This window comes from Stenotrophomonas sp. Iso1 (assembly GCF_027497995.1).
Classification (GTDB): Bacteria; Pseudomonadota; Gammaproteobacteria; order Xanthomonadales; family Xanthomonadaceae; genus Stenotrophomonas.
On record NZ_JAODBT010000001.1, the window covers coordinates 261,961 to 287,377 of the forward strand.

General features: G+C 64.9%; 23 protein-coding genes. 14 read left to right on the forward strand and 9 right to left on the reverse strand.

The window, feature by feature from the left end:
• The first annotated feature begins 58 nt into the window (after positions 1–58).
• Entirely contained in the window at positions 59–541 is a 483-nt protein-coding gene (locus PAN08_RS00925) for a YetF domain-containing protein (protein ID WP_269789679.1), read from the forward strand.
• A gap of 192 nt (positions 542–733) precedes the next feature.
• On the opposite strand, the gene hemF is transcribed toward PAN08_RS00925, so the two are convergent.
• From hemF to PAN08_RS00950, 5 genes are all read right to left on the reverse strand, one after another.
• Positions 734–1,636, reverse strand: coding sequence for an oxygen-dependent coproporphyrinogen oxidase (gene hemF, locus PAN08_RS00930; RefSeq protein ID WP_269789680.1), 903 nt, complete (start codon positions 1,634–1,636; stop codon positions 734–736).
• A gap of 30 nt (positions 1,637–1,666) precedes the next feature.
• On the reverse strand, positions 1,667–3,256 hold the full coding sequence (locus PAN08_RS00935) for a hypothetical protein (RefSeq protein ID WP_269789681.1): 1,590 nt from the start codon (positions 3,254–3,256) through the stop codon (positions 1,667–1,669).
• A gap of 25 nt (positions 3,257–3,281) precedes the next feature.
• On the reverse strand, positions 3,282–3,860 hold the full coding sequence (locus PAN08_RS00940; protein WP_269789682.1) for a hypothetical protein: 579 nt from the start codon (positions 3,858–3,860) through the stop codon (positions 3,282–3,284).
• Positions 3,861–3,900: 40 nt separating this feature from the next.
• Positions 3,901–4,305 (reverse strand): NUDIX domain-containing protein, encoded by a 405-nt coding sequence (locus tag PAN08_RS00945; RefSeq protein ID WP_269791135.1) that lies wholly within the window; start codon positions 4,303–4,305, stop codon positions 3,901–3,903.
• Between the two features lie 108 nt (positions 4,306–4,413).
• Positions 4,414–6,783: a S9 family peptidase gene (locus tag PAN08_RS00950; RefSeq protein ID WP_269789683.1), complete on the reverse strand. Its 2,370-nt coding sequence runs from the start codon at positions 6,781–6,783 to the stop codon at positions 4,414–4,416.
• A gap of 294 nt (positions 6,784–7,077) precedes the next feature.
• Here PAN08_RS00950 and PAN08_RS00955 point away from each other — a divergent pair, with 294 nt between their 5' ends.
• The 3 genes from PAN08_RS00955 to PAN08_RS00965 all read left to right on the forward strand — a co-directional run bounded on the left by PAN08_RS00955 (position 7,078) and on the right by PAN08_RS00965 (position 11,050).
• Positions 7,078–8,469, forward strand: a complete 1,392-nt coding sequence (locus tag PAN08_RS00955) for a cytochrome ubiquinol oxidase subunit I (RefSeq protein WP_269789684.1) — start codon at positions 7,078–7,080, stop codon at positions 8,467–8,469.
• A gap of 1 nt (position 8,470) precedes the next feature.
• Positions 8,471–9,484, forward strand: a complete 1,014-nt coding sequence (cydB, locus tag PAN08_RS00960; RefSeq protein ID WP_269789685.1) for a cytochrome d ubiquinol oxidase subunit II — start codon at positions 8,471–8,473, stop codon at positions 9,482–9,484.
• A gap of 219 nt (positions 9,485–9,703) precedes the next feature.
• Positions 9,704–11,050 (forward strand): AMP-binding protein, encoded by a 1,347-nt coding sequence (locus PAN08_RS00965; RefSeq protein ID WP_269789686.1) that lies wholly within the window; start codon positions 9,704–9,706, stop codon positions 11,048–11,050.
• A gap of 75 nt (positions 11,051–11,125) precedes the next feature.
• On the opposite strand, the gene PAN08_RS00970 is transcribed toward PAN08_RS00965, so the two are convergent.
• On the reverse strand, positions 11,126–12,136 hold the full coding sequence (locus PAN08_RS00970) for a pteridine-dependent deoxygenase (RefSeq protein ID WP_269789687.1): 1,011 nt from the start codon (positions 12,134–12,136) through the stop codon (positions 11,126–11,128).
• A 201-nt stretch (positions 12,137–12,337) separates the two neighbouring features.
• Between PAN08_RS00970 and PAN08_RS00975 the strand changes: the two genes are divergently transcribed.
• Genes PAN08_RS00975 through fabG form a run of 8 tightly spaced genes read left to right on the forward strand, consistent with a single transcriptional unit; the run spans position 12,338 to position 18,749 of the window.
• Positions 12,338–12,607, forward strand: coding sequence for a phosphopantetheine-binding protein (locus tag PAN08_RS00975; protein WP_269789688.1), 270 nt, complete (start codon positions 12,338–12,340; stop codon positions 12,605–12,607).
• 5 nt (positions 12,608–12,612) lie between these two features.
• Complete coding sequence (locus tag PAN08_RS00980; protein WP_269789689.1) at positions 12,613–13,335, forward strand: ketosynthase; 723 nt, start codon at positions 12,613–12,615, stop codon at positions 13,333–13,335.
• Between the two features lie 50 nt (positions 13,336–13,385).
• Entirely contained in the window at positions 13,386–13,685 is a 300-nt protein-coding gene (locus tag PAN08_RS00985; RefSeq protein ID WP_269789690.1) for a hypothetical protein, read from the forward strand.
• Positions 13,682–14,668 (forward strand): acyltransferase, encoded by a 987-nt coding sequence (locus PAN08_RS00990; RefSeq protein ID WP_269789691.1) that lies wholly within the window; start codon positions 13,682–13,684, stop codon positions 14,666–14,668. Before PAN08_RS00985 ends, PAN08_RS00990 begins: the two co-directional genes overlap by 4 nt.
• Positions 14,637–15,233, forward strand: coding sequence for a LolA-related protein (locus tag PAN08_RS00995; protein WP_269789692.1), 597 nt, complete (start codon positions 14,637–14,639; stop codon positions 15,231–15,233). Before PAN08_RS00990 ends, PAN08_RS00995 begins: the two co-directional genes overlap by 32 nt.
• On the forward strand, positions 15,209–17,569 hold the full coding sequence (locus tag PAN08_RS01000) for an MMPL family transporter (protein WP_269789693.1): 2,361 nt from the start codon (positions 15,209–15,211) through the stop codon (positions 17,567–17,569). Before PAN08_RS00995 ends, PAN08_RS01000 begins: the two co-directional genes overlap by 25 nt.
• Positions 17,556–17,987 (forward strand): phosphotransferase, encoded by a 432-nt coding sequence (locus tag PAN08_RS01005; protein ID WP_269789694.1) that lies wholly within the window; start codon positions 17,556–17,558, stop codon positions 17,985–17,987. Before PAN08_RS01000 ends, PAN08_RS01005 begins: the two co-directional genes overlap by 14 nt.
• A 33-nt stretch (positions 17,988–18,020) precedes the next feature.
• A complete protein-coding gene (gene fabG / locus PAN08_RS01010) occupies positions 18,021–18,749 on the forward strand; it encodes a 3-oxoacyl-ACP reductase FabG (protein WP_269789695.1) in 729 nt (242 codons plus the stop codon).
• A 15-nt stretch (positions 18,750–18,764) separates the two neighbouring features.
• On the opposite strand, the gene PAN08_RS01015 is transcribed toward fabG, so the two are convergent.
• The 3 genes from PAN08_RS01015 to PAN08_RS01025 are packed head-to-tail and all read right to left on the reverse strand — an operon-like array spanning position 18,765 to position 21,560.
• On the reverse strand, positions 18,765–19,568 hold the full coding sequence (locus tag PAN08_RS01015) for a glycosyltransferase family 2 protein (RefSeq protein ID WP_269789696.1): 804 nt from the start codon (positions 19,566–19,568) through the stop codon (positions 18,765–18,767).
• Positions 19,561–20,355 (reverse strand): beta-ketoacyl synthase chain length factor, encoded by a 795-nt coding sequence (locus tag PAN08_RS01020; protein ID WP_269789697.1) that lies wholly within the window; start codon positions 20,353–20,355, stop codon positions 19,561–19,563. The genes PAN08_RS01015 and PAN08_RS01020 overlap by 8 nt, the downstream gene beginning before the upstream one ends.
• 5 nt (positions 20,356–20,360) lie before the next feature.
• Positions 20,361–21,560, reverse strand: a complete 1,200-nt coding sequence (locus tag PAN08_RS01025) for a beta-ketoacyl-[acyl-carrier-protein] synthase family protein (protein ID WP_269791136.1) — start codon at positions 21,558–21,560, stop codon at positions 20,361–20,363.
• Between the two features lie 240 nt (positions 21,561–21,800).
• Here PAN08_RS01025 and PAN08_RS01030 point away from each other — a divergent pair, with 240 nt between their 5' ends.
• Entirely contained in the window at positions 21,801–22,076 is a 276-nt protein-coding gene (locus tag PAN08_RS01030; protein WP_269789698.1) for a YcgL domain-containing protein, read from the forward strand.
• Entirely contained in the window at positions 22,069–25,407 is a 3,339-nt protein-coding gene (locus PAN08_RS01035) for an ankyrin repeat domain-containing protein (RefSeq protein WP_269789699.1), read from the forward strand. The genes PAN08_RS01030 and PAN08_RS01035 overlap by 8 nt, the downstream gene beginning before the upstream one ends.
• Positions 25,408–25,417: the final 10 nt, after the last annotated feature.

Consider the following 25,417-nt stretch of genomic DNA (forward strand, 5'->3'; position numbering starts at 1 on the left):
TCGCGCGGCATTGATGGCGGTTGTTTGAACATGGCCGGGTGAGTAATGGGAGACACCGATGTCGGACCTGTTCGCCCTGTCGATGCCGTGGTGGGAGTTTGTCCTGCGTGCGGTGATTGTTTACGTGGTGGTGTTGGCGATGGTGCGGGTGGCGGGCAAACGCGCGCTGGGCCAGTTCACCGCTTTCGACATGCTGTTGCTGGTGTTGCTGGGCAACGCGGTGCAGAACGCGTTGCTGGGGAGTGATACGTCACTGGGTGGTGGGCTGTTGCTGGCGGCTACGCTGATTGTGCTGAACTACTTCGTCGGCTGGATCACCACACGCAGCCCCATCATCGAACGTGCAATTGAAGGCGAGCCGGTGGTGCTGGCCCGGCACGGCCATGTGCTGCAGAAAGTGCTGCGTCGTGAGTTGGTGAGCAAGGCGGATTTCGCCACGGCGATGCGCGATGCCGGCAGCGATGATGTGGATGATGTGGAGCTGGCGTTGCTGGAGACCAATGGCCACATCACCGTCATCCTCAAGCGGGATGCGAGGTGAGTGTTGCCGAGTCAGAAGCGCTCCGTCCACACGCCTTCTTCTGCTTTTGCAAAAGGGAAGGAATTGCAGTGAACGGAAAGATGGCATGGCCTGCGTCCCCCTTCCGTGCAGCGAAGGAGAGGGGGCGCTTGGCAGCAAGGCGAAACGTGTTGCCGCAGGGATCGCGCTTTGCCCCATCACTGACTACAGCGGTTACTCCGTCAACCAGTCGCGGGGGACCAGATAGGCAGCCAGACGCGCTTCATCACTGCCGGTTTCCGGCTGGAACCCGTACTCCCAGCGCACGCGTGGCGGCAGACTCATCAGGATGCTTTCGCTGCGGCCACCGCTCTGCAGGCCGAACAGCGTGCCGCGGTCATAGACCAGGTTGAACTCGACGTAGCGGCCGCGCCGGTACAGCTGGAATTCGCGCTCGCGCTCGCCATATGGCGTGTCTTTGCGGCGCGCTACCAGCGGCAGATAGGCATCCAGGAAGCCATCGCCCACCGCACGCAGGTAAGCGAAGTCGGTGTCGAAATCGCCATGGAGATCGTCGAAGAACAAACCGCCGACACCGCGCGTTTCGTTGCGGTGCTTGAGGACGAAATAGTCATCGCACCAGCGCTTGTGTTCGGCGTAGCGGTTGTCGCCAAACGGTGCGCACAAGTCGCGCGCCACATTGTGCCAATGCTGCACATCTTCATCGAAGGGATAGAACGGGGTGAGGTCGAAACCGCCGCCGAACCAGGCGGCGACTTTTTCGCCGTCACGCTCGGCCTGGAAGTAGCGCACGTTGGCGTGGGTGGTGGGCAGGTAAGGATTGCGCGGGTGGAACACCAGCGATACGCCGCAGGCGCGCCACGAGGCACCCGCCAGTTCCGGACGGTTGGCCGAGGCCGAAGGTGGCAGACGGGTGCCGGCCACGTCGGAGAAACCGATGCCGGCCTGCTCGAACACAGCACCGTCGCGCAGGATGCGGGTGCGGCCACCACCACCCTCGGCACGCTGCCATTGGTCTTCGATGAAGTGGGCTTGGCCGTCGGCGTGTTCGATGGCGCCGCAGATGCGGTCCTGCAGCCCGGTGAGGTAATCGCGTACGCGGTCGAATTCGTTCATGCGGATACTCTAGCGCAGGCTTTGCCAGCCTTACTTGTGGGTGGATTTGCGGGGGTGGGCGGGCGCCTTCACCGGTGGGGTGTCGGCTGCGTCTCCGGCTTCGATTTCGTCAGATGCTCGCTGCAACTGCATGCCCAGGCCCAGCAGCGCCCAGTTGGTGGTGGCATAGACATCGCAGGCCACATGCGTGCGCTTACCATCGCGGTTGCACAGAGACAGCAGTTTGCCGGGAAGGTCTTCGTCACCGGTGTTTTCATAAACCGAACGCAGGTTCTCGCAACCGGCCCGCACGCCGGCTTGGCACAGTTTCAGGTAATACGGCGCGGCGGCTTGCCAGTCGCCGGCCAACGCGTTGCGGTGGCCCATGGCATTGCAGCCGGCCAGTTTGCCGCTGTCGCAGCAGGCCTGGGCATCACTGCCGATGGGGCAATCCTGCGGCAGCGGTAGTTCCACGTAGACGGTCGGTGCGCTGCAGGTGGCGGCGCCACCGGTGCGCTGGTAGAGGGCGTAGCGGTTCCATTGGTCAACGCCCAACAGGCCGCCGTTGCGCTGGGGCTTCAGCACGAAATCCCCGCCCTTGTCATGGCGGATATGGACGGCGCCATTCTCCAGGCGGGCACGCAACGCGCTGCCCATGCCGATGGAAACCAGGCCCTGGTCGCCGAAGGAGAGTTCGCTCATCAAGCCCATGCTGGCTTGGTAGTCGCCGCAGGGCAGCGTGGTGGCCGCTACGGTGGCAAGGTCGGCTGCGGGTGCTGCGGCCACCCCTTGGGCGCGGCGGCAGGTGTAGTCGTCGCCACCGGCCTTGCAGGCCAGCTGCAGCGCTTCGCCTGCTGACGCGTAGTGGCCGGCGTCCCAATGTGTTTCTGCCACCTTGTTGCAGAAGCTGGCGTCGGGATGTGTGCGGCATAGCTGCAGCAGCTCGCTCAGCGGGGCGCCGGCAAGCGGAACGGCGGCGCCTTCCGTCAGGCCACCCAGCAGGGCCTTGGCCATGGCAATCCCAAGGGCTTCGCGCGCAGCGACGTCGCAGGCGGCTTCATCGAATTGTGGCGAGGCCGGTTTGCAGACGTCTGGTTCTTCCAGTTCCGGATCGGGTGTTGCCGGTTGCTGCGCCCGCGCCTGGCTCTGGTACGCGGAGATCAACCGCTCGCAGGCGAACGGCAGGTCTTCGCGGCACCATTGCGCCAGCTGTTGCGTGGATGCATTGCCGGCCGAGGTGATGCAGTGATCAATATCTGCACGGCAGCTGCCCGCGGCAGGTGTGGGTGCGGTCGTGCAGCGGGCCGGTGTGTCGAGCACGTAATCGGCGAACTTGCTGCCAATGCGCTTGCCGTCGGCGCTGACGGTGTAGTCATCGCTGAAGCCGTTGGACAGATCGGCAACGTGCAGCACCTGCGCTTGCTGGCGGATCTGGTACCGGACCGGTGGCTGGCCTTCATACGTGCGAATTGCGTGGCTGGGGCTTTCAATGACGAAGCGTGCCGAACCATCGACCTCCGTGTAGCTGCCGCAGGCCAGTGGTGTTGCAGCCATCGTCGGCAAGGCGATCAATGGCAATAACGCGATGAAGCTGCACAGCACCAAGCGGCCGCGACGGAGGTTGGAAGCAAGGAAGAACATTGCAGGTACCGGGTAAGTCATGCGTTCAGTGGAACAGGGCGCGGACGTCGGGCCGCTGCAGCTTGATCACCAACCAGCCATGCAGGCCGGCGAAGGCGATAGCGGTGATGGCGCCGGTAAATAGCGACATCCACAAACCGCTGTTGAGTTGTGCGCGCAGCTCCATGCCCTCTGCCGACTGCAGAAATTCGGCCGGGAACATGCTCCGCATGCTGTCGAACAGGGAATGGATAAATGGCAGGCTGGCGAAGTTGAGCAGTGCCACCAGCACCAGGAACACGATAAAGCCAAGACGGCCCCATTCGCGCCGTTTGAACATGGCCCAGGACACGAGAAAGAAGGCTATCGACACCCCCAGCATCAGCGCGGTAAGCGACAACGCATGCCGCCCGATCCATTGGAATGCCTCGGGTAACGGCAGGCCCTGGCTCTGCATGACGTCGAGCATGTCGAGGCGACTCAGTGCGAGGACCAACACCAGTTGGATCAAACCCCAGAGGATGGCCAGCGCCGCCATTACCATCGACAGTTTTGCGGTGACGTCGACAAAGGTTTCGGCCGATGAGCGTTTTGTGTTTGCGGGCGGAAGTTCAGGTGCTTTCACGGAGAGGGCGCTGCGACAAGTGCGCGCACTATCGCCGGATTCAGTCCGCTTTCCCAGTCTTGACCACGACGGCGCATGCTGCCGGCAGCGTGTGCTGTGCGCTGAGCGGGGCCAGCTTCACGCCGTGCGGTGGCTCCAGCGAAATCCACGCCAGCTCGGCAATCTCAGCCTGCACGCGCGCGGTGCCGCTGGCCTGCACCAGAAACGACTCGCCCTGCACGCGGCGGCCGGGTTCGTTGACGGCGACATCCTCGAAGATGCCCAGCGGCACTGCGCTGGTTGGGTCCATCACGATGCCAAGTTCTTCGTGCAGTTCACGGGCCAGTGTCTGCAGCGCATCTTCGCCCGGTTCGCGCTTGCCACCGGGCTGGATGAAGGTGTCCGAGCCATGCTTGCGCACCACCAGCACGCGTTGCTGTGCGTCGAGGATGACGGCGGTGACGATGCGGAGGGGGCGTGTGCGGTCGGCATGCGTGGCTCTTGAGGATGTCTTCCGTGCATGACAGCAAAACAGGAAGGGCGCCTCGCGGCGCCCTTCCTGTTTGCGTCGTGCTTACTTCAGTTCCTGCTCGAACAACCTCAGGATGCGCTTGTACTGGTCCAGCCAGGAATCGGCACGGGTGTAGCCGTGGCGCTCCAGCGGGTACGGGGCGATCGACCAGTTGTCTTTGTGCAGTTCAATCAGCTTCTGGCTCATGTTGACCGAGTCCTGGAAGAACACGTTGTCGTCCATCATGCCGTGCGCGATCAGCAGGGTGTCCTGCAGGCCTTCGGCGTATTCGATGGGCGAGGAGACGCGGTAGGCCTCCGGGTCGATGTCCGGCGTGTTGAGGATGTTGGCGGTATAGGCGTGGTTGTACTGGTGCCAGTCACCCACCGGGCGCAGTGCCGCGCCAGCCTTGAACGTGCCCGGTGAACGGAACAGCGCCATGTAGGTCATGAAGCCGCCGTAGGAACCGCCGTAGATGCCGGCATGCGCGCGGTCACCTTGCTTGGTGGTGACCAGCCAGTCCAGGCCGTCCTTGTAATCCTCCAGCTCCGGGTGGCCCATGTTGCGGTAGATGGCCGTGCGCCAGTCGCGGCCGTAGCCGGCGCTGCCGCGGTAGTCCATGTCCAGCACGATGTAGCCCTTCTGCACCAGCAGGTTGTGGAACATCTGCTCGCGGAAGTAGTTGGAATAGCGTGCATGCACGTTCTGCAGGTAGCCGGCGCCGTGCACGAACATGGCGATCGGGTACTGCTTGCCCGGCTCCAGCGTCTGCGGGCCGTAGTACTTGGCCCAGACCGGCGCTGCACCGTGCTGCGAAGGTACCTGCACCATCTGCGGCTGCACCCACTGGCGTGCCTTGAACTCAGCGCTGCGGGTGTCGGTGAGCGTGCGGGCTTGGCCACCGCTGACCGGCACCACCGCAACCTGCGCGGGCAGGTACGGGGCCGAGTAACGCACCAGCACCTGCTGGCCGTCCGGCGACAGGCTGAAATCTTCCACGCCGTCGAGCGCAGTTACTTCACGCACGGCACCGCCGTTGGCGTCGACGTTGCAGACTTCGTAATCGCCCGGCCATTTCTGGTTGCACAGGAAGTAGAAGCTGCGGCCATCGGCGCTGACTTCCGGTGCCGAGGTTTCCCAGTTGCCGGAGGTCAGGGCCTTGGGCTTGCTGCTGCCGCTTTGCGTGTACAGATGCGAGTAGCCCGATTCCTCGGACAGCAGCCACAGCGTGCGGCCATCGGGCATCCAACCAAAATCGTTGAAGCTCCAGTTGATCCAGCCGCCATCGGTGAGGCGGTGGCGGGTTTCCAGCTTTGCTGTGGTGGCGCTGGTGGTTGCGATCCAGCGGTCCTTGTTGTCGTTGGCACGCAGCATGATCGCGGCCTGGCTGCCATCGGCGTTCCAGCGGATGCCGCCGCCCATGAACTCGCTCATCACTTCCAACGGGCGGTTGCCCTTGAGCGCGTCCTTGCCGGCCTTGCGGCGCAGTTCGGCCAGCGGGTCGGTGGTGATGCCGGGCAGGGTGTCCAGCGACAAGGCTTCGACCTTGCCGGTCAACGCGTCGGCCAACCAGAACGTGTGTGGCTCGGGATTGTTGCGGCCCACGCGGGTGCGGGTGTCCTCGGCTTCTTCGTAACCGGATTCGGTGACATACAGCGGCATCTTGCCGCCCCGGCCTTCTTCGTAGCCCTTGGGCTTGGTCACGACGACCAGATGGCGTGCATCCGGTGAAAGCACGCTGTCGACGATCTCGACATCGGCGCCAAGGAAAATGGGTGCCGGCGCGCGGGTCGGGTCGGCCTGACGCCAGCGCTCACCCTGATCACGCAGTTCGTCACGCTGGGCGCGGTCGTTGCGCAGGGTGGCCAGGGTGCGCATCTGCTGATCGCGCAGTACATCGGCCTTGGGCGCCTCGGCCGGGTTCTTGTCGGCCTTGAGCTGGGCGACCTGGCTGGTGATGCCACTGCGGGCATTCCAGTGGAACCAGTTATTGCCCACTTCCCAGATCACGCCGCCATCGGTGGCGAAGTTCACGCCGGTAGCGCGCTCGTTGCTGCGGGTCAGCTGGGTAAGCGCGCCGCTACGCAGGTCGCGCACGAACACGTCGCCATTGCGCACAAAGGCCATGCGCTGGCGGCTGTTGTCATAGACCCGGCTGGCCGAATCCAGCGTGCCACGCTGGTCGTCGGCCACCTGCTGCGCCACGCCGCCGGCGACCGGCATGCGGAAGCTGTCGCGCACCGCGCTGCCCTGGCGCTTGAGCGTGTATTCCACCTGCTGGCCATTCCACGACCACCAGGCCGACTCGACCGGTGGACCGATCCAATCCGGGTCGGCCATTGCCTGTTCGATGGTGATCGGCGTGGGCGTGGCGGCATGGGCACTGCCGAAAGCGGTCAACAACAGCAGGGACAAGGGCAGAAATCTGGGCATTGCGGGCACCGGTGAAGAGAACCGGGCAAGCGTAGCAGCCCGGACTTTGCCGGGGCTGGGCCACAGGTCATGGGCGGCGGTATCGGCGGACCAGCTGCCGGAATCGGCAAGGTTTTGACCTTTTTTGCCGATGGTTCTGAGGCGTTTGCCGCAAGCCAGGAACCGCCGCTTCCCTTCCGTTGGGAGAAGCGCAGTGCTGCGACCTTTTGCCGCACTGCGACATCCGGTCACATCCGGTCTTCACCAATACCGGACCAGAATGAGCCCGTTTCCAGATAGTGCAGTGAGGCAGGCGTGGACGCGCTTCTGTTGTCGCGAATCCAGTTCGGGTTCGTCGTGAGTTTCCATGTGCTGTTTCCCGCCTTCACCATCGGCACGGCCAGTTGGCTGGCCTTCGTCGAATGGCGTTGGTTGCGCACGCGCAATACGGTGTGGCGTGAGCTGTTCTTTTTCTGGCAGAAAATCTTTGCCGTGTCCTTCGGCATGGGCGTGGTCAGCGGCATCGTCATGGCCTTCCAGTTCGGCACCAACTGGCCGCGTTTGAGCGAAGTGGCCGGTACCGTGATCGGGCCGCTGCTGACGTATGAAGTCCTCACCGCGTTCTTCCTGGAGGCCAGCTTCCTCGGTGTGATGTTGTTCGGCTGGGGGCGGGTGTCGCCGCGTCTGCACTTCTTCGCCACCAGCATGGTCGCGCTGGGCACGTTGTTCTCCACGTTCTGGATCCTGGCGTCCAACAGTTGGTTGCATACCCCGGCCGGCTACACGTTGGTCGATGGCATCGTGCATCCACAGGACTGGTGGCAGGTGGTGTTCAACCCCTCGTTCCCCTATCGCTTGGCGCATATGGCGCTGGGTTCGTTCATCACCACCTGTTTCGTGATTGGTGGTGTTGGCGCGTGGTACCTGCGACGCGGTGTGCACGTGGAGGCCGGCCGCAAGATGCTGATCGCCGCCGTGGCATTTGCGGCGTTGACGGTGCCGGTGCAGGTACTCGTCGGCGACATGCATGGCTTGAATACGCTCAAGCACCAGCCAATGAAGATCGCAGCGGTGGAAGCGCATTGGCACGAAGGTGAGGCCGGCGAGGGCGTGCCGCTGGTGGTGTTTGCCGTGCCCAATGAAAAAGAAGAGCGCAACGATTACGAGGTGGCCATTCCCAAGCTGGGCAGCCTGATCCTGACCCACCGCATGGACGGCAGTTTCGCACCGTTGACCTCGGTGCCGGCCAGCGAGCGGCCACCCGTGGTGCCGGTGTTCTACGCGTTCCGCATCATGGTGGGGCTGGGCACGCTGATGCTGATCCTTGCCTGGATATCCGCGCTGCAGTTGTGGCGTGGGCGCCTGCTCCAGTCGAAGTGGCTGCTGCGCGGCTGGAACTGGATGTTGCCGAGCGGTTTCATCGCACTGGTGGCCGGTTGGTTCGTCACCGAGATGGGGCGCCAGCCGTGGGTGGTCTACGGTTTGCTGCGTACTGCCGATGCGGTGGGACCGCACAGTGCATGGATGACCGCGTTGTCGTTGGCGGTCTACGTGGTCGGCTACGTGTTCGTGTTTGGCTGGGGCATCTGGTACCTGGTCAAGATCATGCGTACCGGGCCGGGGTCGCACGAACAGCTGCACGACGATGGCATGCATACCCCGGCGCGGCCGCTGTCCGGCGCCGACGAACCGCTGGAGGGCCGCTGAAATGGACATGACAACCGTGTTGACGGTGGCGTGGTTCGCGGTGATTGGTTTCGGCGTGCTGATGTACGTGGTGCTGGACGGCTTCGTGCTCGGTATCGGGATCCTGGCGCCGTTCGCCGAGGACGAAGAACAGCTGGACGTGATGATGAATACCGCCGCGCCCATCTGGGACGGCAACGAAACCTGGCTGGTGCTGGGCGGCGCCGGATTGATGACCGCCTTCCCCAAGGCGTATGCAGCGCTGTTGTCGGCGTTGTACCTGCCGGTGCTGCTGCTGGTAATGGCGCTGGTGTTCCGTGGTGTGGCGTTTGAGTTCCGCTTCAAGGCGCAGCGCTCGCGCCGGCTGTGGAGCGTGTCGTTCGCACTTGGCTCACTGCTGGCCGCGTTCGCGCAGGGCGTGATTCTGGGCGCGCTGGTGGAAGGCTTGAAGATGCAGGACGGGCATTACGTTGGCGGCGCGTTTGGCTGGTTCAGCCCGTTCTCGATGTTGACCGGTGTGGCCGTGGTCACCGGTTATGCACTGCTGGGCAGTACCTGGTTGATCCTCAAGACCGAAGGCCGCGACCAGGCGCTGGCGCGCTCGCTGACACGGCCGTTGATGGTGGCGGTGATCGTGTTCATGGGCCTGGTCAGCACTTGGCTGCCGTTCCTGCAGTCGCGGGTGATGGAGCGCTGGTTCAGTGACGGCAATTTCTGGTGGCTGTCGCCGGTGCCGTTGCTTACGCTGGCCGTCGCCGTGGCGCTGTGGCGCAGCGCCATGCACCCGCGTCGCGACCTGCCGCCGTTCCTGTTGACCCTGGCCCTGTTCGTACTGGGCTTCATCGGCTTGCTGCTGGGCATGTGGCCGTACCTGCTGCCGCCGTCGATGACGCTGTGGCAGGCCGCCGCGCCGGCTTCATCGCTGGGCTTCAGCATGGTCGGCCTGGTGATACTGCTGCCGGTGATCCTGGGCTACACCGTGTGGTCGTACCGGGTGTTCCGCGGCAAGGTCACCGCGGATATGGGGTATCACTGAGTCCATTCAGCGAAATGTCGGGATGTCCGGCACTACCCTGTAGCGACGCAAATGCGGGCATTCCAGCGGTTTCGGCGAGCCGCCGGCAACTGCGGGAGGTTGGTTCCGAGCACAGGCAAACCCCACCCGGCTTGCCAGCGGGTCTGCGGGACGACACTCTGGCCGCCCGCCCGGTGCCGCGTATGTCGGGCGCTGCCATCCAGAGGTCGTTGTCGTCGCATGTCGGTTGTCCCTGAAGCATCGCCAGTTTCCCCTCGCCATCGGTTGGCCATCGGTGACAGCAAACGTCTGCTCGCTATGGTTGCGGGTCGACGGATTGAGCTGGGCACATTTTTTGGGCACGTCCGTGGCGTGGCCGCGCAGCTTCCCGCTGGCCTGCATGCGATCAACCTGTGCGAAGACCGCTACCGGTTCCTGGTGGCGTTTTGTGCTGTTGCGCTGCGTGGGCAGGTGAACCTGTTGCCGTCATCACGCGCACCTGCGGTGGTGTCCGATGTGCAGCAGCGCTATCGGCAGACGTATTGCCTTGGCGATGCGCTGTTGGACGCGTTGCCAGAAGGCAGTTTCCTGCTGCCCTCGGAATTGCCTTGTCTGGCCGGAGACGTGCCGCAACTTGCGGGCGAACAGCTGGTAGCCATCGGCTTCACCTCGGGCAGTACCGGCGTGCCCAGCGCCAATCTCAAGACCTGGGGCGCATTCCTGACCAGCACAGCGCAGAACCTGCAGGCGCTGCGGGATCTGTGGGCAGATGAGCAGCCATCGCTGGTCGCCACCGTGCCGCCGCAGCACATGTACGGCATGGAAATGTCGGTGTTGTTGCCATTGCTGGCACCGGCCACGTTGCAGACGGGCAAGCCGTTCTTTCCGCAGGATGTTGCTCAGGCATTGGCTGAAGTTGCTGCGCCGCGTCTGCTGATCACTACCCCGGTTCACCTGAAAGTATTGGTGGAATCGGGAATTGAGCTGCCGTCGCTGGCAGCCATCGTCACTGCCACTGCGCCCTTGTCGCAGGCACTGGCGGCCGAAGCCGAGCGACGTTTCCGTACCGAAGTGCGGGAGATGTTTGGCTCTACGGAAACCTGCATTTTTGCCCGCCGGCGCACCGCGCTGGAGCAAGCGTGGAGTTTGTTGCCGGGCGTGCAACTGGTGCCGCAACCGGACGGCACCCGGGTGCACGCGCCGCACCTGGCCACGCCAGTGATGCTGGCGGATCTCGTCGAACTGCTGCCGGACAACCGCTTCCTGTTGCGCGGCCGGCGTGCGGATCTGCTGGAAATCGCCGGGAAACGTGCATCGCTGGGCGACCTGACCCGCAAGCTGCAGGCGGTGGACGGGGTGGTTGATGCGGTGGTGGTGCAGCTTGAGTCCGAGCCGGGCCATGCAGTGGGCCGTATCGCGGCATTGGTGGTCGCGCCGGAACGCGACGAGGCTGACATCCTGCGCGATCTGCGCATGCTCGTGGATCCGGTGTTTTTACCGCGCCCGCTGCGCAAGGTGGCGGTGCTGCCGCGCAACGAAACCGGAAAGTTGCCCCGCGATGCAGTGCTGGCTCTGTTGCGGCACTGAGCGCTGTCTTCAAGCAGCCGTAGCGTGATGGGAACCCCCGAAGCATGGTTGCTTTCGGGGGCCAAACCTGCCGACTCAGGCGCCGTGGACGCCGTCGATTTCCACCCGCAGGTCGTGCCTGCATACCGTCGCATGCAGCACGATATACGGCACATCCGCGTGCAGATGCGTAGCCAGTGCCTGGCGCACCGCCGCTATTTCTGCAGCGTCATCCACGTAGACCTTCAAGCGGCTGCCGGCACCGAAATGTTGCGGCAGTGCCGGCCAGTGCACGCGCGCGGCGTTGATCAGTGCCTCGAAATTGGCGAAGGTTTCCTGCAGCTGCCGATGGGTTGAATCGCCATGCAACGTGGCATGGCCGACCACGCTGGCGGTGCCGGAAAGCAGCAGCGGCAGTGCGCTGCCGGGTGCGCCGAGCATCGCCCGGGCGAAGCTGGGTGATTGCGGGCCGTATTGGCGGGGATAACGGTAGGCGCTCACCTGTCGCGGGTTTTCAAGCGGCGTTCCCGGCGTGCGCGCCGCCAGCCAATAGACCTGCAATACACGCACGCCATCGACGCGGCCGATGGCGGTGGCGGCAGGCAGGGTGCCGGTATTGATGGTGCCCAAGCCCCGCGCACGGCCCACGCAGAATCTGCGGTAGCGTTCATCGTCACCTTCACCTTCGGTGATCGCATCCATGTAGTTCCAGATGCGCAGCAGGTGCGGGTATCCGTGTGCCGCCGGCGCGGTCAGCACCTGCGCATAGGCGTGCTCGGATGCGCCGATGATGTCGCCCTGGCTGGCTTCGTCCACCTGCAGTGCGCCGAACATCAGGGCGCCGTCGCTGGCCCATGCCAAGCCATTGGCGTCGCGGCCGCTGCTGACCGGAGACGCACTGCGCCAGACTTCCAGCATGGCCGCGCCGTCAGCCTGCAGGCCAATCTGCAGATAACGCGGGTCATCGGTGGGCGGGGCATCGCTACCGGCCTGAAAGCCGAAGATCGCCAAGACATGATCGTCGGCCAGCAAAGCAGGCAGATGTGCTGGCTCGACGTAGTCCACACGCAGCGTTGCCGGCGCCGCATTGGCTGCCTGTGCATTCATTGCATGCTCCCGTTGCCATCGGCAGGGAGATAGTGAGAGCGCAACGGGGAGTGCGGGCTGGAATGGGGCGTAAACGTCATTGCGTGGCGTATTGGCATTGCTGAAGGCGCCAATGATACCGCGCGGGCCGGGTGCGCCATGGTTGCGCTGGGGGCGGTGATGCCGGATCGTTGCGGCTTTCTTTGCCCCGTGGATGTGTAAATGTCGCAACAAACCGATGCCGAGCGCGAACTGGCCGAGCTGCTGGTGGAAAGTCTGAACCTGGAAGACATTGAGCCGGCGCAGATCGACCCGGAAGCTGCGCTGTTCAACGAAGGCCTGGGCCTGGACTCGATCGATGCATTGGAGCTCGCGCTGGCCATCAGCAAGCGTTATGGCTTCCAGCTGCGTTCGGACAACGACGACAATCGACGCATCTTCGCTTCTCTGCGTGCGCTGTCGGCGCATATCCAGGCCAACAAGACGGCCTGAACGCAATGACGACTGCCGGCCACGAGCCCGGCCATGGGCCGGTGGCCCGGGCGCTGCGGGTGCTCCTGTTATTGGCCTACCCGGTGCTGTCGCACGTGGCCAGCCTGCGTGACGAAGGCATGTGGGTGGCCTTGGCGCTGATCGGGTTGGCGGTGTTGTGCCTGCTCGAACCGCTGTCGCGCCGCCGCCCCTTGGCCTGGGCGGGATTGCTGGCCGTGTCGCTGCTGCTGTTCTGGCTGGGTGGTTCGCGTTGGGCGTGGATGCTGCTGCTGGCACCGCCCGTGGTGTTTCCCCTCCTCGTGGCCTGGGGCTTTGCCCGCTCGTTGCTGCCGGGGAAGGTGCCGCTGATCACCCGGATCGTACAGGCGCTGTACGCGCGTGCTGGCATGCCGGTGACACCGGCGTTGCACCGCTATACCCGGCGGTTGACCGGCGCCTGGGCGGGCGTGCTGAGCTTGCTGGCCGCGATCAATCTGGGGTTGGCAATGAGCGCAGTGCCGGATGGCTTGCTGGCGGCGTTTGGAATGCAGCCATGGTGGCCGGTAAGCCACGAGCAATGGTCTTGGTGCGCCAATGTTGCCGATTGGGGCCTGATCGGGGGGTTCTTCGCACTGGAATACGCGGTGCGTTCACAGTTGTTCCCGCAGCGCCCTTACCGTAATGCGTTGGATTTCATGCGCCAGATGGGGCAGCTCGGCCCGGCATTCTGGCGTGATCTGTTGCGCTGAGCTGCAGAGCTGCCGCTATCCTGTCCGGCCCAAGCCTACCGGCGGACGCCATGCTGTTCTCCATCCCCGATGACCATGCGTGCTTGCCCGGACACTTCCCGGGGCGGCCGCTGGTGCCGGGCGTGGTGGTGTTGGAGCAGGTGCTGTGTGCGGTCCAAGCCCAGTCCGGCGTAGCTGCAAACCGGCTGCGGTTGCCGCAGGTGAAGTTCATGGCGCCGCTGTTGCCGGGCCAGACCGCGAGAGTGGAACTGGAAGGCCAGGCGCCGCGTTGGAAGTTCCGTGTGCTGCGTGATGCGGAACTGCTGGTGCGTGGCGAACTGGTGCTGGAAAGCGATGACGTGCCCGCATGAATGCCCCTGACTGGAAGCAGCGTCCCGAAGGTGGCGGACGTTTTGCCATTGGCCTGATTGCCGGCATCGCGCGCCACGGCGGACGTGGCATCGCCAGACTCTGCCTGTATCCGATCACCGTGTATTTCTTCTGTATACGGGGCAGTGAAAGGCGCGCCTCGCGCGACTACCTGGGCCGTGTTCTGGGGCGACGGGTGGGGGCGCTGGACGTGGCCCGCCATATCCATACGTTCGCCGTCACCATTCTTGACCGGGTGTTCCTGCTTGCAGGGAGGATGAACCTGTTCGACATCCACGCGCATGGCACCGAGCAGCTGCTGACGCTGTTGGACCAAGGCCGTGGTGTGCTGATATTCGGTTCACACCTGGGAAGTTTCGATGCGCTGCGTGCGTTGGCCCGGCAGCGCCCCGGTCTGAAACTGCGGGTGCTGCTGGACCGTTCGCACAATGCCGCCATCACCGACCTGTTGGCTGAGCTGGATCCCGCTCTGGCTGCCGGCATCATCGATGCGGGGCAGGATGGCCCATCGATTGTGTTGGCCATCCAGCAGGCACTGGAAGAGGGTGCGATGGTGGCCCTGCTGGTGGATCGCGAGCGGCCCGGCGACACAACCATGGCCGCTCCCCTGCTTGGTGCGGAGGTGCGGTTTCCGACAGCGCCGTGGTTGCTCGCGGGCATCTTGAAGGCGCCGGTGATGCTGGCCTTTGGCCTGTACCGGGGGCGCAATCGCTACGACCTGCTGTTCGAGCCGTTCGAGGAGACTGTGGACATTCCACGGGCGCGTCGGGCGGAGGTGCTGTCCGCGCTTATCCATCGTTATGCCAGCAGGCTGGAACATCACCTGCGCAGCGCTCCCTACAACTGGTTCAATTTCTATGATTTCTGGCATTCCGAAGACCTTGAATCCGCGCCGTCGACTGCTGTGCGCAGCGTTGATCGTGATCGGCAGCATGACGAACCCGGCGCTGGCCAGCGGCGTTGATGCGGCGTGGATTCTGCGCCAGCTGGCACAGCCTGCGCCCAGCCAGACCGGTTTCGTCGAGCTGCGCGGTTCAGCCCTGCTGAAGGAGCCATTGCGGGTGGAGGGGCAGTACCGCCGCCCGGACGCCAACACCCTGGTGCGTGAAGTGCGCAGCCCGTATGCCGAAACCACCACCATTGCAGCGGGCCAGGTCAGCATCATCCGCGCCGGCAAGCCGCCACGGGTGTTCTCGCTGCAGCGGGTGCCTGAGTTGGCGGACCTGCAGACGAGCTTCGGCGCCTTGCTGGCCGGTGACCAGGCCGCGTTGGAACAGGCCTATCGGCTGCAGCCATCCGGTACTGCCCAGCACTGGCAGCTGGTGCTGACGCCCAAGGCAGAGGCCCTGGCTCGCCGGGTGCGTGGCGTAACGCTGCATGGTCAAGGCGGCGAGCTGCGTTGCATCGAAACGCAGCCGGCCAAAGGCGAGGTACAACGCACGCTGCTCGGCGGCGCGGCCGCGGCGGCGGGCGGAATCCGTCAGGCCGACGTCCTGTTGGCGTTGTGTCATGCGGATGGCGCGCGTTGAAGCTCTCCTCCGGCCACCGGATAGGTCTGGCGATTGCCTGGTTGCTACTGCTCGGCCTGCTGACTGCATGGCTCAGTGCGCGCATGCAGGTCAGTGGGGATCTACGCAAATTCATGCCGGACGCGCGCACCCCGGCGCAGAAACTATTGCTGGATGAGCTGGGCGAAGGCCCGGGTGCCCGTTTGCTGCTGGTCGCGTTGTCCGGTGCTGCGCCTGAGCAATTGGCCGCGCAATCACATGGATTGCGTGAAACGCTGGCGGCCGATGCGCAGTTCGAGTTGGTCGCCAATGGCGAACAAGCCGGGCTGGAGGCATTTCCGGAACATCTGTTGCCGTATCGCTATCTGATTGATGCACTGCCGGCGGATGCGTTTTCCAGCGCCACGTTGCGCGAAGAACTCCAAGCGCGCGTGCAGGATCTCGGCTCGCCCGCAGGTGGATTGATCGAGCCACTGTTGGCGTCCGATCCCACCTTGCAGGTGTTGCGCGTGGCGGAATCACTGCAGCCGGCCACTGCGCCGCAGCGCATTGACGATGTCTGGTTCGACAGCACCGGAAAACAGGCACTGCTGCTGGTGCAGACACGCGCGGCGGGGTTTGATCCGGGAGCTCAGCAACAGGCGGTGGATGCGATCAACAGCGGTTTTCGCGCCATGGCGGGTGACAGCGGCAGCCGCATCGAGCTGAGTGGGCCGGGCGCATTTTCGGTGAAGATCGGCAATCGCACCGCCAGTGAGGCCAGCACCATTGGCCTGCTCGACACCATCGGCATGATCCTGCTGCTGTGGTTTGCCTACCGCAGCTGGAAGATGCCGATTCTCGGCTTCCTGCCGTTGGCCAGCGCCGGTCTGGCAGGCCTGGCGGCGGTCGTTGTCGGCTTTGACGGGGTGCATGGCATCACCATCGCTTTCGGGTTCACCTTGATCGGCGTGGTGCAGGATTACCCCATCCACTTCTTCAGCCATGAACGTCCCGGCCGCTCGCCGTGGGACAACGTGCGCGCGCTGTGGCCGACGTTGGGCACCGGCGTGATCGCCACCTGCATCGCCTATCTGACCTTCCTGTTCTCGGGCGTGGAAGGGCTCAAGCAGCTGTCGGTGTTCACCATCACCGCGCTCGCGACCGCCGCATTGGCGACGCGCTATCTGTTGCCTGCACTGGTGGACCCTGCCACGCGCGACCTCGCAGACTCATCGCGATTGGCATGGTTGTGGCGTCACACACAGCGCTTGCCACGGCCACGCGGATCGTTGCTGGTAGTGGCAGTTGCCGCGCTGGCGGTGCTGGTTTGGGCGCCGGGGCCGTTCTGGCAGAACGACCTGAGCCGGCTGACCCCGGTGGATCCGCAGGATCTGGCGCGCGACGCCGAACTGCGCAGTGAGCTGGGTGCGCCGGATGTGCGCTATGTCATCAGCGTGCAGGGCGCGGATGCACAGACGGTGCTGGCGGCGAGCGAGCGGCTGCGTCCGGCGCTGGATACGCTGGTGGCAAGCGGTGCGGTGGAGCGCTACGACATGGCCGCACGTTACCTTCCCAGCGCCGAGCTGCAGCGCAAGCGTCAACAGCAACTGCCCGACGAAGCCACGCTGCGCATCGCACTGGCGGACGCGGTCGCCGATACACCGTTCCGCAGTGATGCCTTCGAGCCCTTCATCGCGGATGTCGCGCGTGCACGCGCTGCACCTGCACTGCAGCCAGAAGACCTCCAGGGCACGCCATTGGCTACGGCGGTGGAAGGGTTGTTGCTGCAGGGGAAGGACCACAGCACGGCAGTGATATCGCTCAGTGGCCTGCATGACGTCGCGGCCGTGGCCGCCAGCGCACGCTCGCATGGCGCCGAATTGCTGGACCTGAAATATGCCTCCGAATCCCTGGTGGCGGACTACCGTGGACGTGTGCTGTCGGCGCTGCTGGTGGCGGTGTTGCTACTCTCGCTCACGGTCTGGGCGACGTTGCGCTCACCGCGACGCACGGTTCGGGTGTTGCTGCCGATGGCGCTGACCACCGTGCTGGTATTGGCAGTACTGCGCGGTGCAGGCGTGGAGTTGAACCTGTTCCATCTGATTGGTTTGATTCTCGCTGCCGGTTTGGGCCTGGACTACGGACTGTTCTTCGAGCATGCCGGTGACAACCAAGCCGATCAGCTGCGCACCCTGCACGGATTACTGGTCTGCAGCGTGATGACATTGCTGGTCTTCAGTTTGTTGGGGCTTTCGTCGATTCCTGTATTGCGCGCGATCGGCAGCACCGTGGCGTTGGGCGTGGTCTGCAACTTCATGCTGGCGTTGTTGATCTCGCGGCACCCCACGCAGGAAGTGCCCAATGCTGGGGCGTGAGGACATCCTGCAGCTGGTGCCGCATCAAGGCAGCATGTGCCTGTGGGATGACGTGCTGGCGTGGTCGGACACTGCCATTGAACTGCGTGCGTTCAATCATCGCGATCCGGCGCATCCTTTGCGTTGCGATGGGCAACTGCGTGCGATCCACCTGTGCGAGTACGGAGCGCAGGCAATGGCCGTGCATGGTGGCCTGCGTGGGCGGCAACGTGGCGCGGCGGTCGTACCCGGTGTACTGGTGGCGTTGCGGGACGTGCAGCTGCACGTCGCACGCATCGATGATCTGTGTGGACCGCTGGAAGCCACTGCGCAAGTGTTGGCAGAGGCCGATACCAGTCAGCAATATGCGTTCCGCATTCAGTGTGATGGCCGTTTGCTGGCCGAGGGCCGTGCCGCGGTGATGCTGCGGTTGCCCTGAACGCCAACTTTCTAGCAAGGACAGAATCAACGCATGAGCACGAAACGACGCGCTTTGGTAACCGGTGGGAGTGGCGACCTTGGTGGAGCAATCTGCCAGCGGCTGGCTGCAGAGGGTGTACATGTCATCGTCCACGCCAATGCCAATCTTGACCGCGCACAGTCGGTGGTGGATGCCATTCATGGCGCGGGCGGCAGTGCACAGGCGGTGTCATTCGACGTGGTTGATGCTGCTGCCACTGCGGCCGCGCTGGAAGCGCTGTTGGGCCAGGGGCCGATTCAGATCGTGGTCAACAACGCGGGCATCCATGATGACGCGCCAATGGCTGGCATGGATGTGGAACGCTGGCGCCGGGTGATTGATGTGTCCCTGCACGGTTTTTTCCATGTCACCCAGCCGCTGTTGCTGCCCATGGCACGCACGCGTTGGGGGCGCATCGTCAGCGTCTCTTCGGTGGCAGCGGTGCTGGGCAACCGTGGCCAGACCAACTACGCGGCGGCGAAAGCGGCGCTGCACGGTGCATCGAAATCGCTGGCTCGGGAAATGGCCAGCCGTGGCATCAGCGTCAACGTGGTTGCGCCGGGCGTGATCGAAGGGCAGATGGCGGCCGATGCGTTCCCACCGGAACTGATCAAGCAGACCGTGCCGGCTGCGCGTGCCGGCAAGCCGGAAGAAGTAGCGGCGCTTGTCGCCTTCCTGTGCAGTGACGCGGCGGGTTACATCAACGGTCAGGTGATCGGCATCAACGGCGGCATGGGTTGATTCGGCGCGTAGGGGTCAGTGCCCGTTTTTGTTGAACCCACCGCTGTTGTCATCGATCAAGGGGGGATTGGCACGAATGCGGCGGTGCACGTCGAGTACGTGGCCGTGGCGCAGTGCCAATCGCACGATATGGCTGGTGATGCGGTAAAGGTCACGCAGTGGCCGGAAGTGGCTGGGCCGGAACTGTTCGTCACTGTCGGCGCTACGGTAGCGTGACTCGATGGGTACCGAAACGCAGCGTGTGCCGAGCTGGCGTGCCGCAGAGATCACGATCTGTGCTTCGAACACGAAACCTTCGCCGGGAATGTCCTGCAGTGCGATCACGTCGGCAGGGTAGAAGCGTTGCCCGCTTTGGCTGTCGGTTACCTGGTAGTGCGTGCCCCAGGCAATGCCCCAATCACCGAATTCGTTTGCCAAGCGGCGGTACAGCGGCTGCGAGGCGCGTTTGCGCAGGCGTGCGCCGATGATGATGGAGCCCGGATGGCGGTTGGCGCTGTCCAACAACCGGGGCAGGTCCGATGCCGAGTGCTGGCCGTCGCCATCCATCGTCAGGACGCCTTGCAGGCCACGCTGCGTGGCTTCAGCAAAACCGCTGCGCAGTGCATGACCCTTGCCCATCCGCTGCGGGTGACGCAGCACGATCACCGGCAGGTCGGCGACGCACTGCGCCGTGCCGTCGTCGGAGCCATCGTCGACAAGAATCACGTGCGGGAAGTGCTCCAGCGCGCTCTGAATCACCTCGCGGATGCGCAGTGCCTCGTTGAGCGCGGGAATCACCACCGCGACGTTATCCGGCGACAGGCGGGCTGAGTCATTCATGATCGATACCGATTTCCATCCATTGATCGGGCCCTGCGGGCAGCCATAGTCGCCGGTATTGCAGCGCAATTGCTTCCAGCATGGGGAGTGCAGGTTGCATGGCATTGCCAGCCAGCCGTTGCGAGAGGGGGCCGTGCGCATTGGGCGGCGCTGTCAGGTCGTTCCGTTCGCTGTGCAGGTTCACCGTCAAGGTCGGCTGGCCCGCCCGCCCGACGCGCGAAAGTACCAGCGCCACGCCAAGCAATCCTTCACTGGGCGATACCTGTGCCAGCGGGCCGACGGTGGTGCCGTCATAGGCCACCAGCAGCACGGCATCCTCGCCGGCATGCAACTGCACCATCGCTTCAAGCAGGCCCTGTGCAAAGCTGTGGGGGCCTGCGCTGATTGCGGTGGCGGGGACATGCGCACCGGCACCGATGGTCCAGTAGCCGGCAGCGGCGTTGTGCACCGAGTTGTGGAATTTTGTTGGTGAAATTGCGCGCGGGTCTTCTGCCAAGGTCGCACACATGTAGTCGGTGATCGACAACTCGCCATAGGTGGACGTGAACACCGCCGGCAGGCTGGCGGGCGCCCGGTCTGCTGCCTTGCAGGCGGCAAGCGCGGCTTCCAACGCCACTGCGACGGTACCCGGTGCACGCCGCCGCTCGTTGGCGGCGAGCAATTGAGGAGAAGGACGGGCAGGGGGATTTTCCGGACGCAGGCCCTCGAGCACCCAGGCGCATGCACTGTCCCAGTCAGGCAGGCCGTTGCCCCAGAAGCCGATGCCCTCCAATGTTGCCGTGAGCATGTGCTTCACCCTGCCTTGCCGAATACGAGCGAGCAGTTGTTGCCGCCGAAGCCGAAGGAATTGTTCATCGCATGGCGGATATCGGCCTGCGCATTATCAAAACGGATCTGCGGCCCGCAGGCGGGGTCGGGCTGTTCACTGTTGAGTGTCCCTGGCAGCAGCCCATCGGACAACGCCAGCAGTGCGAACACCGATTCGACGATGCCCGCCGCACCCAGCGTGTGCCCGGTCCAGCCCTTGGTGGAGCTGGCATGCAGGCTTGGCGGAAAGAGGGCGGCCACAGCCCTGGCCTCAATGCTGTCATTGGCCGGTGTCGAGGTGCCATGCAGGTTCAGATAGCCAATGTGGTCGGCGCTGATGCCGGCACGTTGCCACGCGGCCTGCATCGCCATGCGCGCGCCGAGCCCTTCCGGATGGGGAGCGGACATGTGGTGGGCATCGCTGGATTCGCCATAACCCTGCAGCTGCAGGGCGGTGTCTGGACCGGCACCGTAACGCTCAAGCACGGCATAGCCGCCGGCTTCGCCCAGTGACAGCCCGACGCGACGTGCGTCAAAAGGCTGGCAAGGAGTGGGTGCGATCAACTGCAGCGAGTTGAAGCCATACAGGACGCTGCCGCATAGCGTGTCCACGCCGCCGACCAAGGCGGCATCGGCCAGGCCAGCGTGGATCAGGCGCGCGGCCTGCGCAAATACCTTGGCGCTGGATGAACAGGCGGTGGCAACGGTGACGCACGGCCCGAGCAGGCCGGTGGCCACACGCACGAAATCACCGAGTGAATGCGGGCTGTGGATGCGTTCACCGCACAGATCCTGCGGGAAATGCGAAGTGCCGTGGCTGTCGGTTTCGAGCCGGGTATAGGCAAGTTCGGTAGCGCCGATGCTGGAGGTGGACGTGCCCATCACGACCGCTACCCGCTTCGCGCCATGCCGCGCGATCACCTGCGCAATCGCTTCGGTGATGCCGTCCTGCTGCAGTGCCAGCCAGGCTAGCGCGTTGTTGCGGCAATGGTGAGAGAGCAGGTGCGCGGGGAGAACAACGTCTTCCACGCCGTTCACCCGGCCGATCCAGCATTCCAGCGGATCAAGACCAAAGTCATTCCGGCGCAGTCCGCTGCGCCGCTCACGCAAGGCGCTGCGCTGTGCTTCCAGCCCCGCACCCAGCGCGGTGGTCGCGCTGTGGGCGACGATGTTCAGGGGAACCAGTGGCGGTGGTGATGCAGGTGTCACGCAAACCTCCGCAGTGTTGACGGGGCGGGAGTATATAGACGCAGGCGTATGAACGGCCCGCAAGCGAGGCATACGCTGGCATCGTGCAGACACCCTTTTGATGAAAATGAACGCAGCGGGTCGGGGAAAAGCCTACTGTGACGGGGTTGGCGCCTTTCACCAGCGCCAGATTTCCGACACAATCTCTTTTCATCATGAAGGGTCAAGCACGCTGGCATGCAAGCCTACGTTTATAAAAGCCAACGCAAGCAGGACACCTACCTCTACCTCGCCAAGCGCGATGACTTCGAAGCGATCCCGGCCACGCTGGACGCGACGCTGTCGCCATTCGTTTTTGTGTTGGAAGTAGCCCTGACCCCCGACCGTCGCCTGGCCCAGGTTGACGCCGCTTTGGTGCGCGCCAATCTGGTCGCCCACGGCTTCCATCTGCAGCTGCCACCGCAACCGTTGGCGCCGGTGAAGGTCCCACGCATCGACGGTCGCGATGACTGAAACCCTGCGTACCCGCAGCGTTGCCATCGCGCTGGCAATGGGTCTGCTGCTGACCCTGGCCACTGGCTTCGGCGGTCTGGTGGCGGCTGTGTGCGGCGTGCTGGCACAGCCAGCATTCGCGCTGGGCGTGTCGTGGCTGCGCCGCAGCCGCGCGCTTTCGGCACCGGCAACGGTGTTCAAGCATGCAGTGCCCGGTTTGCTGGGGCTGTGGGCGGGCGGTTCGGCAATGGTTGCACTGCTGGTGTCCTGGCCGCTGACGGCGTTGCATGACAGCGGCAGTCTGGCGGCGGTGCTGGCCTTGAGCGTGGCGGTCAGCGTGGCCTTGTTGGCGCTGTGGCGCACCTGGCCGTTGTGGCACGTGGTGGAGCGCGAAGGCGGCGCATTGCATGCGCAGTCACAGGCGATGGCCGGTCGCGGACTGGATTCCTGGCACGGCCTGGGCGCGGCAGCCATCCTGTTGCTGCTCTGTGCAGCCGTGGTCACCCCTGCTTGGCCGGGGCTGGTGAGCGAGAGCCTGCGTTGGCCGCTGGCCATCGCCACGGCGGTGTTGGCACCGTTGCTGCATCACCTGTTGCAGGGCATGCGTGCCGCACCAAGCGTCGCCGCAACGGCGCCTGCTGAAGCCGCCACTTTTGATCCTTTCGCCGAAGCACTCGCCGGCCCGGTGCCGCTGGAGCCGTTGGCGCAGCACGAGCTGGTCCCGCAGTTGTATGACGCCGCACGCGGCGGCCGTGTCGACCGTGCGCTGCAGCTGCTCGACGCCGGCGCCGATCCGCAGGCACAGCCGCCGCAGGAGTCGCGCGACCAGCGCAGCCTGGCGGTACTGGCGGCGGTGTTGCCGGACCTTCGCCTGCTGCGGTTGCTGATCAGCCGTGGCGTGGACGTGAACCAGTCGCACCGTGGCATGACCCCTTTGCTGGCCGCCACCCGCGACAGCTGGCACGGTCGCCCGGAAGCGGTGATGACACTGCTGGCCAATGGTGCCGATCCGCGTGCCACCGACGGCGATGGCAACACGCCCTTGCACCACGCCGCACGCAGCTCCGACCCGGGCGTGGCCGCCTTGTTGCGTGACGCGGCTGCCGAAGTGGATGCGTTGAACAACGAAGGCCACAGCCCGTTGGCGGTGGCTTGCCAGGCTGGCAACTGGCGTCTGGCCAAATTTCTGCTGGAGCGCGGCGCCAAGGTGGAACCGGCTGAAGGCGTGCCGGTATTGGTGCCGGCGGCTGCCACCGAGGACGATGACCCGGCGGGTGTGCAGTTGCTGCTCAAGCACAAGGCACGGCTGGACGCGCGTGACCGGCAGCGCCGCAGCGCGTTGCACGAGGCAGCCCTGGCCGGCCATGTCGATATCACCGAAATCCTGCTCAATGCTGGCGCCAACATCGAGCCGCGCGATGCCGCCGGGCGTACGCCGTGGCTGGATGCGGCGTCGCAGGGGCACGCCGGTGTGCTTGAGCGTCTGCTCGCGCACCAGCCCGATGTCAGCGCCGTTGATGGCGAAGGCAACAACGCGGTGCTGTTGGCCTGCCGCGCCGAACAGGTATCCGCCGCACTGATCCGGCGCCTGCTCGATCTGGGAATCTCTGCCGATTGCGTGGGGGCGGATGGCCGCCGCGCCATCGACCATGCTGCGTCTGCCGGGCGCTGGAGCATCGTGTCGCTGCTGGACCCGGCCTACCCGTTGCCAGCCGCGGTGAGTGATGCCGCCGGCGCATCGGCCGATGGCAACGACAACGGCGACGCGGCACCGGTACTCAACGACCGTGCACCGCTGGCGCTGCTGCGTGAGGCATTGGTGTTCGGCAACGTCGATGGCATGGCGCCGCTGGCCAAGCTGTGCGCCGCCGATGAACTGGGCGGCCTGTTGCACGATCCGGAACTTGCACTGCAGCCGCGCGTGGTTGATTGGCTGCTGGCGCATGGCGCCGCGCCGGAAGTACGCGATGCCTGCTGCGATACGCCGATGTTCGCGCTGCTGTCGCGCGGCGTGGATGCGATACCCACCTTGCAGGTGCTGCTCAAGCGCGGCGTTTCACCGGCCGGTCGCGGTGGCCTGACCCGTTTGCTGGCGGCCTGCGTGCAGCACGACCATGGCTCGCGCGGTACCGAGCAGTTCGCGCTGGAGCTGCTGGAACGGGGCGCCGATCCCTATGCGCCTTCGCCCGCAGGTGACCCGGCACTGTCGTTGGCCGTGCGCCTGGGCTGGCTGAAATTGCAGCAGGGCTTGCTGCTCAACGGTGTCGACCGCGAAGCGCGTGACAGCCACGGCATGACCGCCTTGCATCTGGCGACCGCGCTCGCGCGCGAAGCCTCGGTGAAACTGTTGTTGTTGCAGGGCGCATCGCCCGACGCACGCGCTGCCGATGGGCAGACGCCGTTGGGGGTTGCGTTGTCCAGCGGCCGTCGTGATCTGGCCGACTGGCTGGACTGGCGTGGCTGGTCGCTGCCGCTACGCGCGCTGCGCGAGGCCGACGTGCCTGCCGCGGCAATGGCCGGCGATGCCGATGCGGTGCGCCGTTTGATCAACCTGGGCTTTGCCGTGGACGCGGTGGACGCACAGGGCTGCACCGGCCTGCTGCGCGCTGCCGGTGGCGGCCATGCCGCCGTCGTTGACCTCTTGCTGTCACGCGGTGCGGATCCGCAGCACGCGGCTGCCAGCGGCGCCACGCCGTTGTCGGCGGCAGTCAGCATGCGTCAGACCGACATCGTCGCCGCCTTGCTCACTGCCGGCGCGCAGCTTGAACATCGCCTGCCGGGCGGCGTCACCGTGTTGATGCTGGCCGCTGCGCTGGGTATGGCCGACATCGTCGCGCGCTTGCTCGCCGCCGGTGCCGACGTGCATGCCGGTGATGACCAGCAGCTGGCGCCGCTGCATTGCGCCGCGTTGTACGGCTTCACCTCGCGGGATCGCACCCGTCTGCTGGCCCTGCTGGATACCTTGCTGCTGGCCGGCGCCGAGCCGGACCAGGCTTCGGCAGGCACGGTCACGCCGCTGTTGTTGCTGTTGGGCGCACGCGCCGAGCCGGGCACCGCCTGCGACGAACATGTGGTGTTGGCCGCCGTCGAGCGCTTGCTGGATGAAGACGTGTCGCTGGATGTACGCGACCCGCGCGGGTTCGGCCCGTTGCATCTGGCCGCACTGCATGGCCTGCCGCTGCTGGTGCAGCGCCTGCTGCGTGCCGGCGCTGATCCGGACATGCGCGATGCCATCAACCGCAGCCCCCGCGACATCGCCATCATGCGCGGCTTCATCGACGTGGCCGGCGAATTCGAGCCCGCAGTGCCGGGCGTATCGTCGATGGCGCGGTTCCTGCGCGATCGCAATTGAACAGCACCGC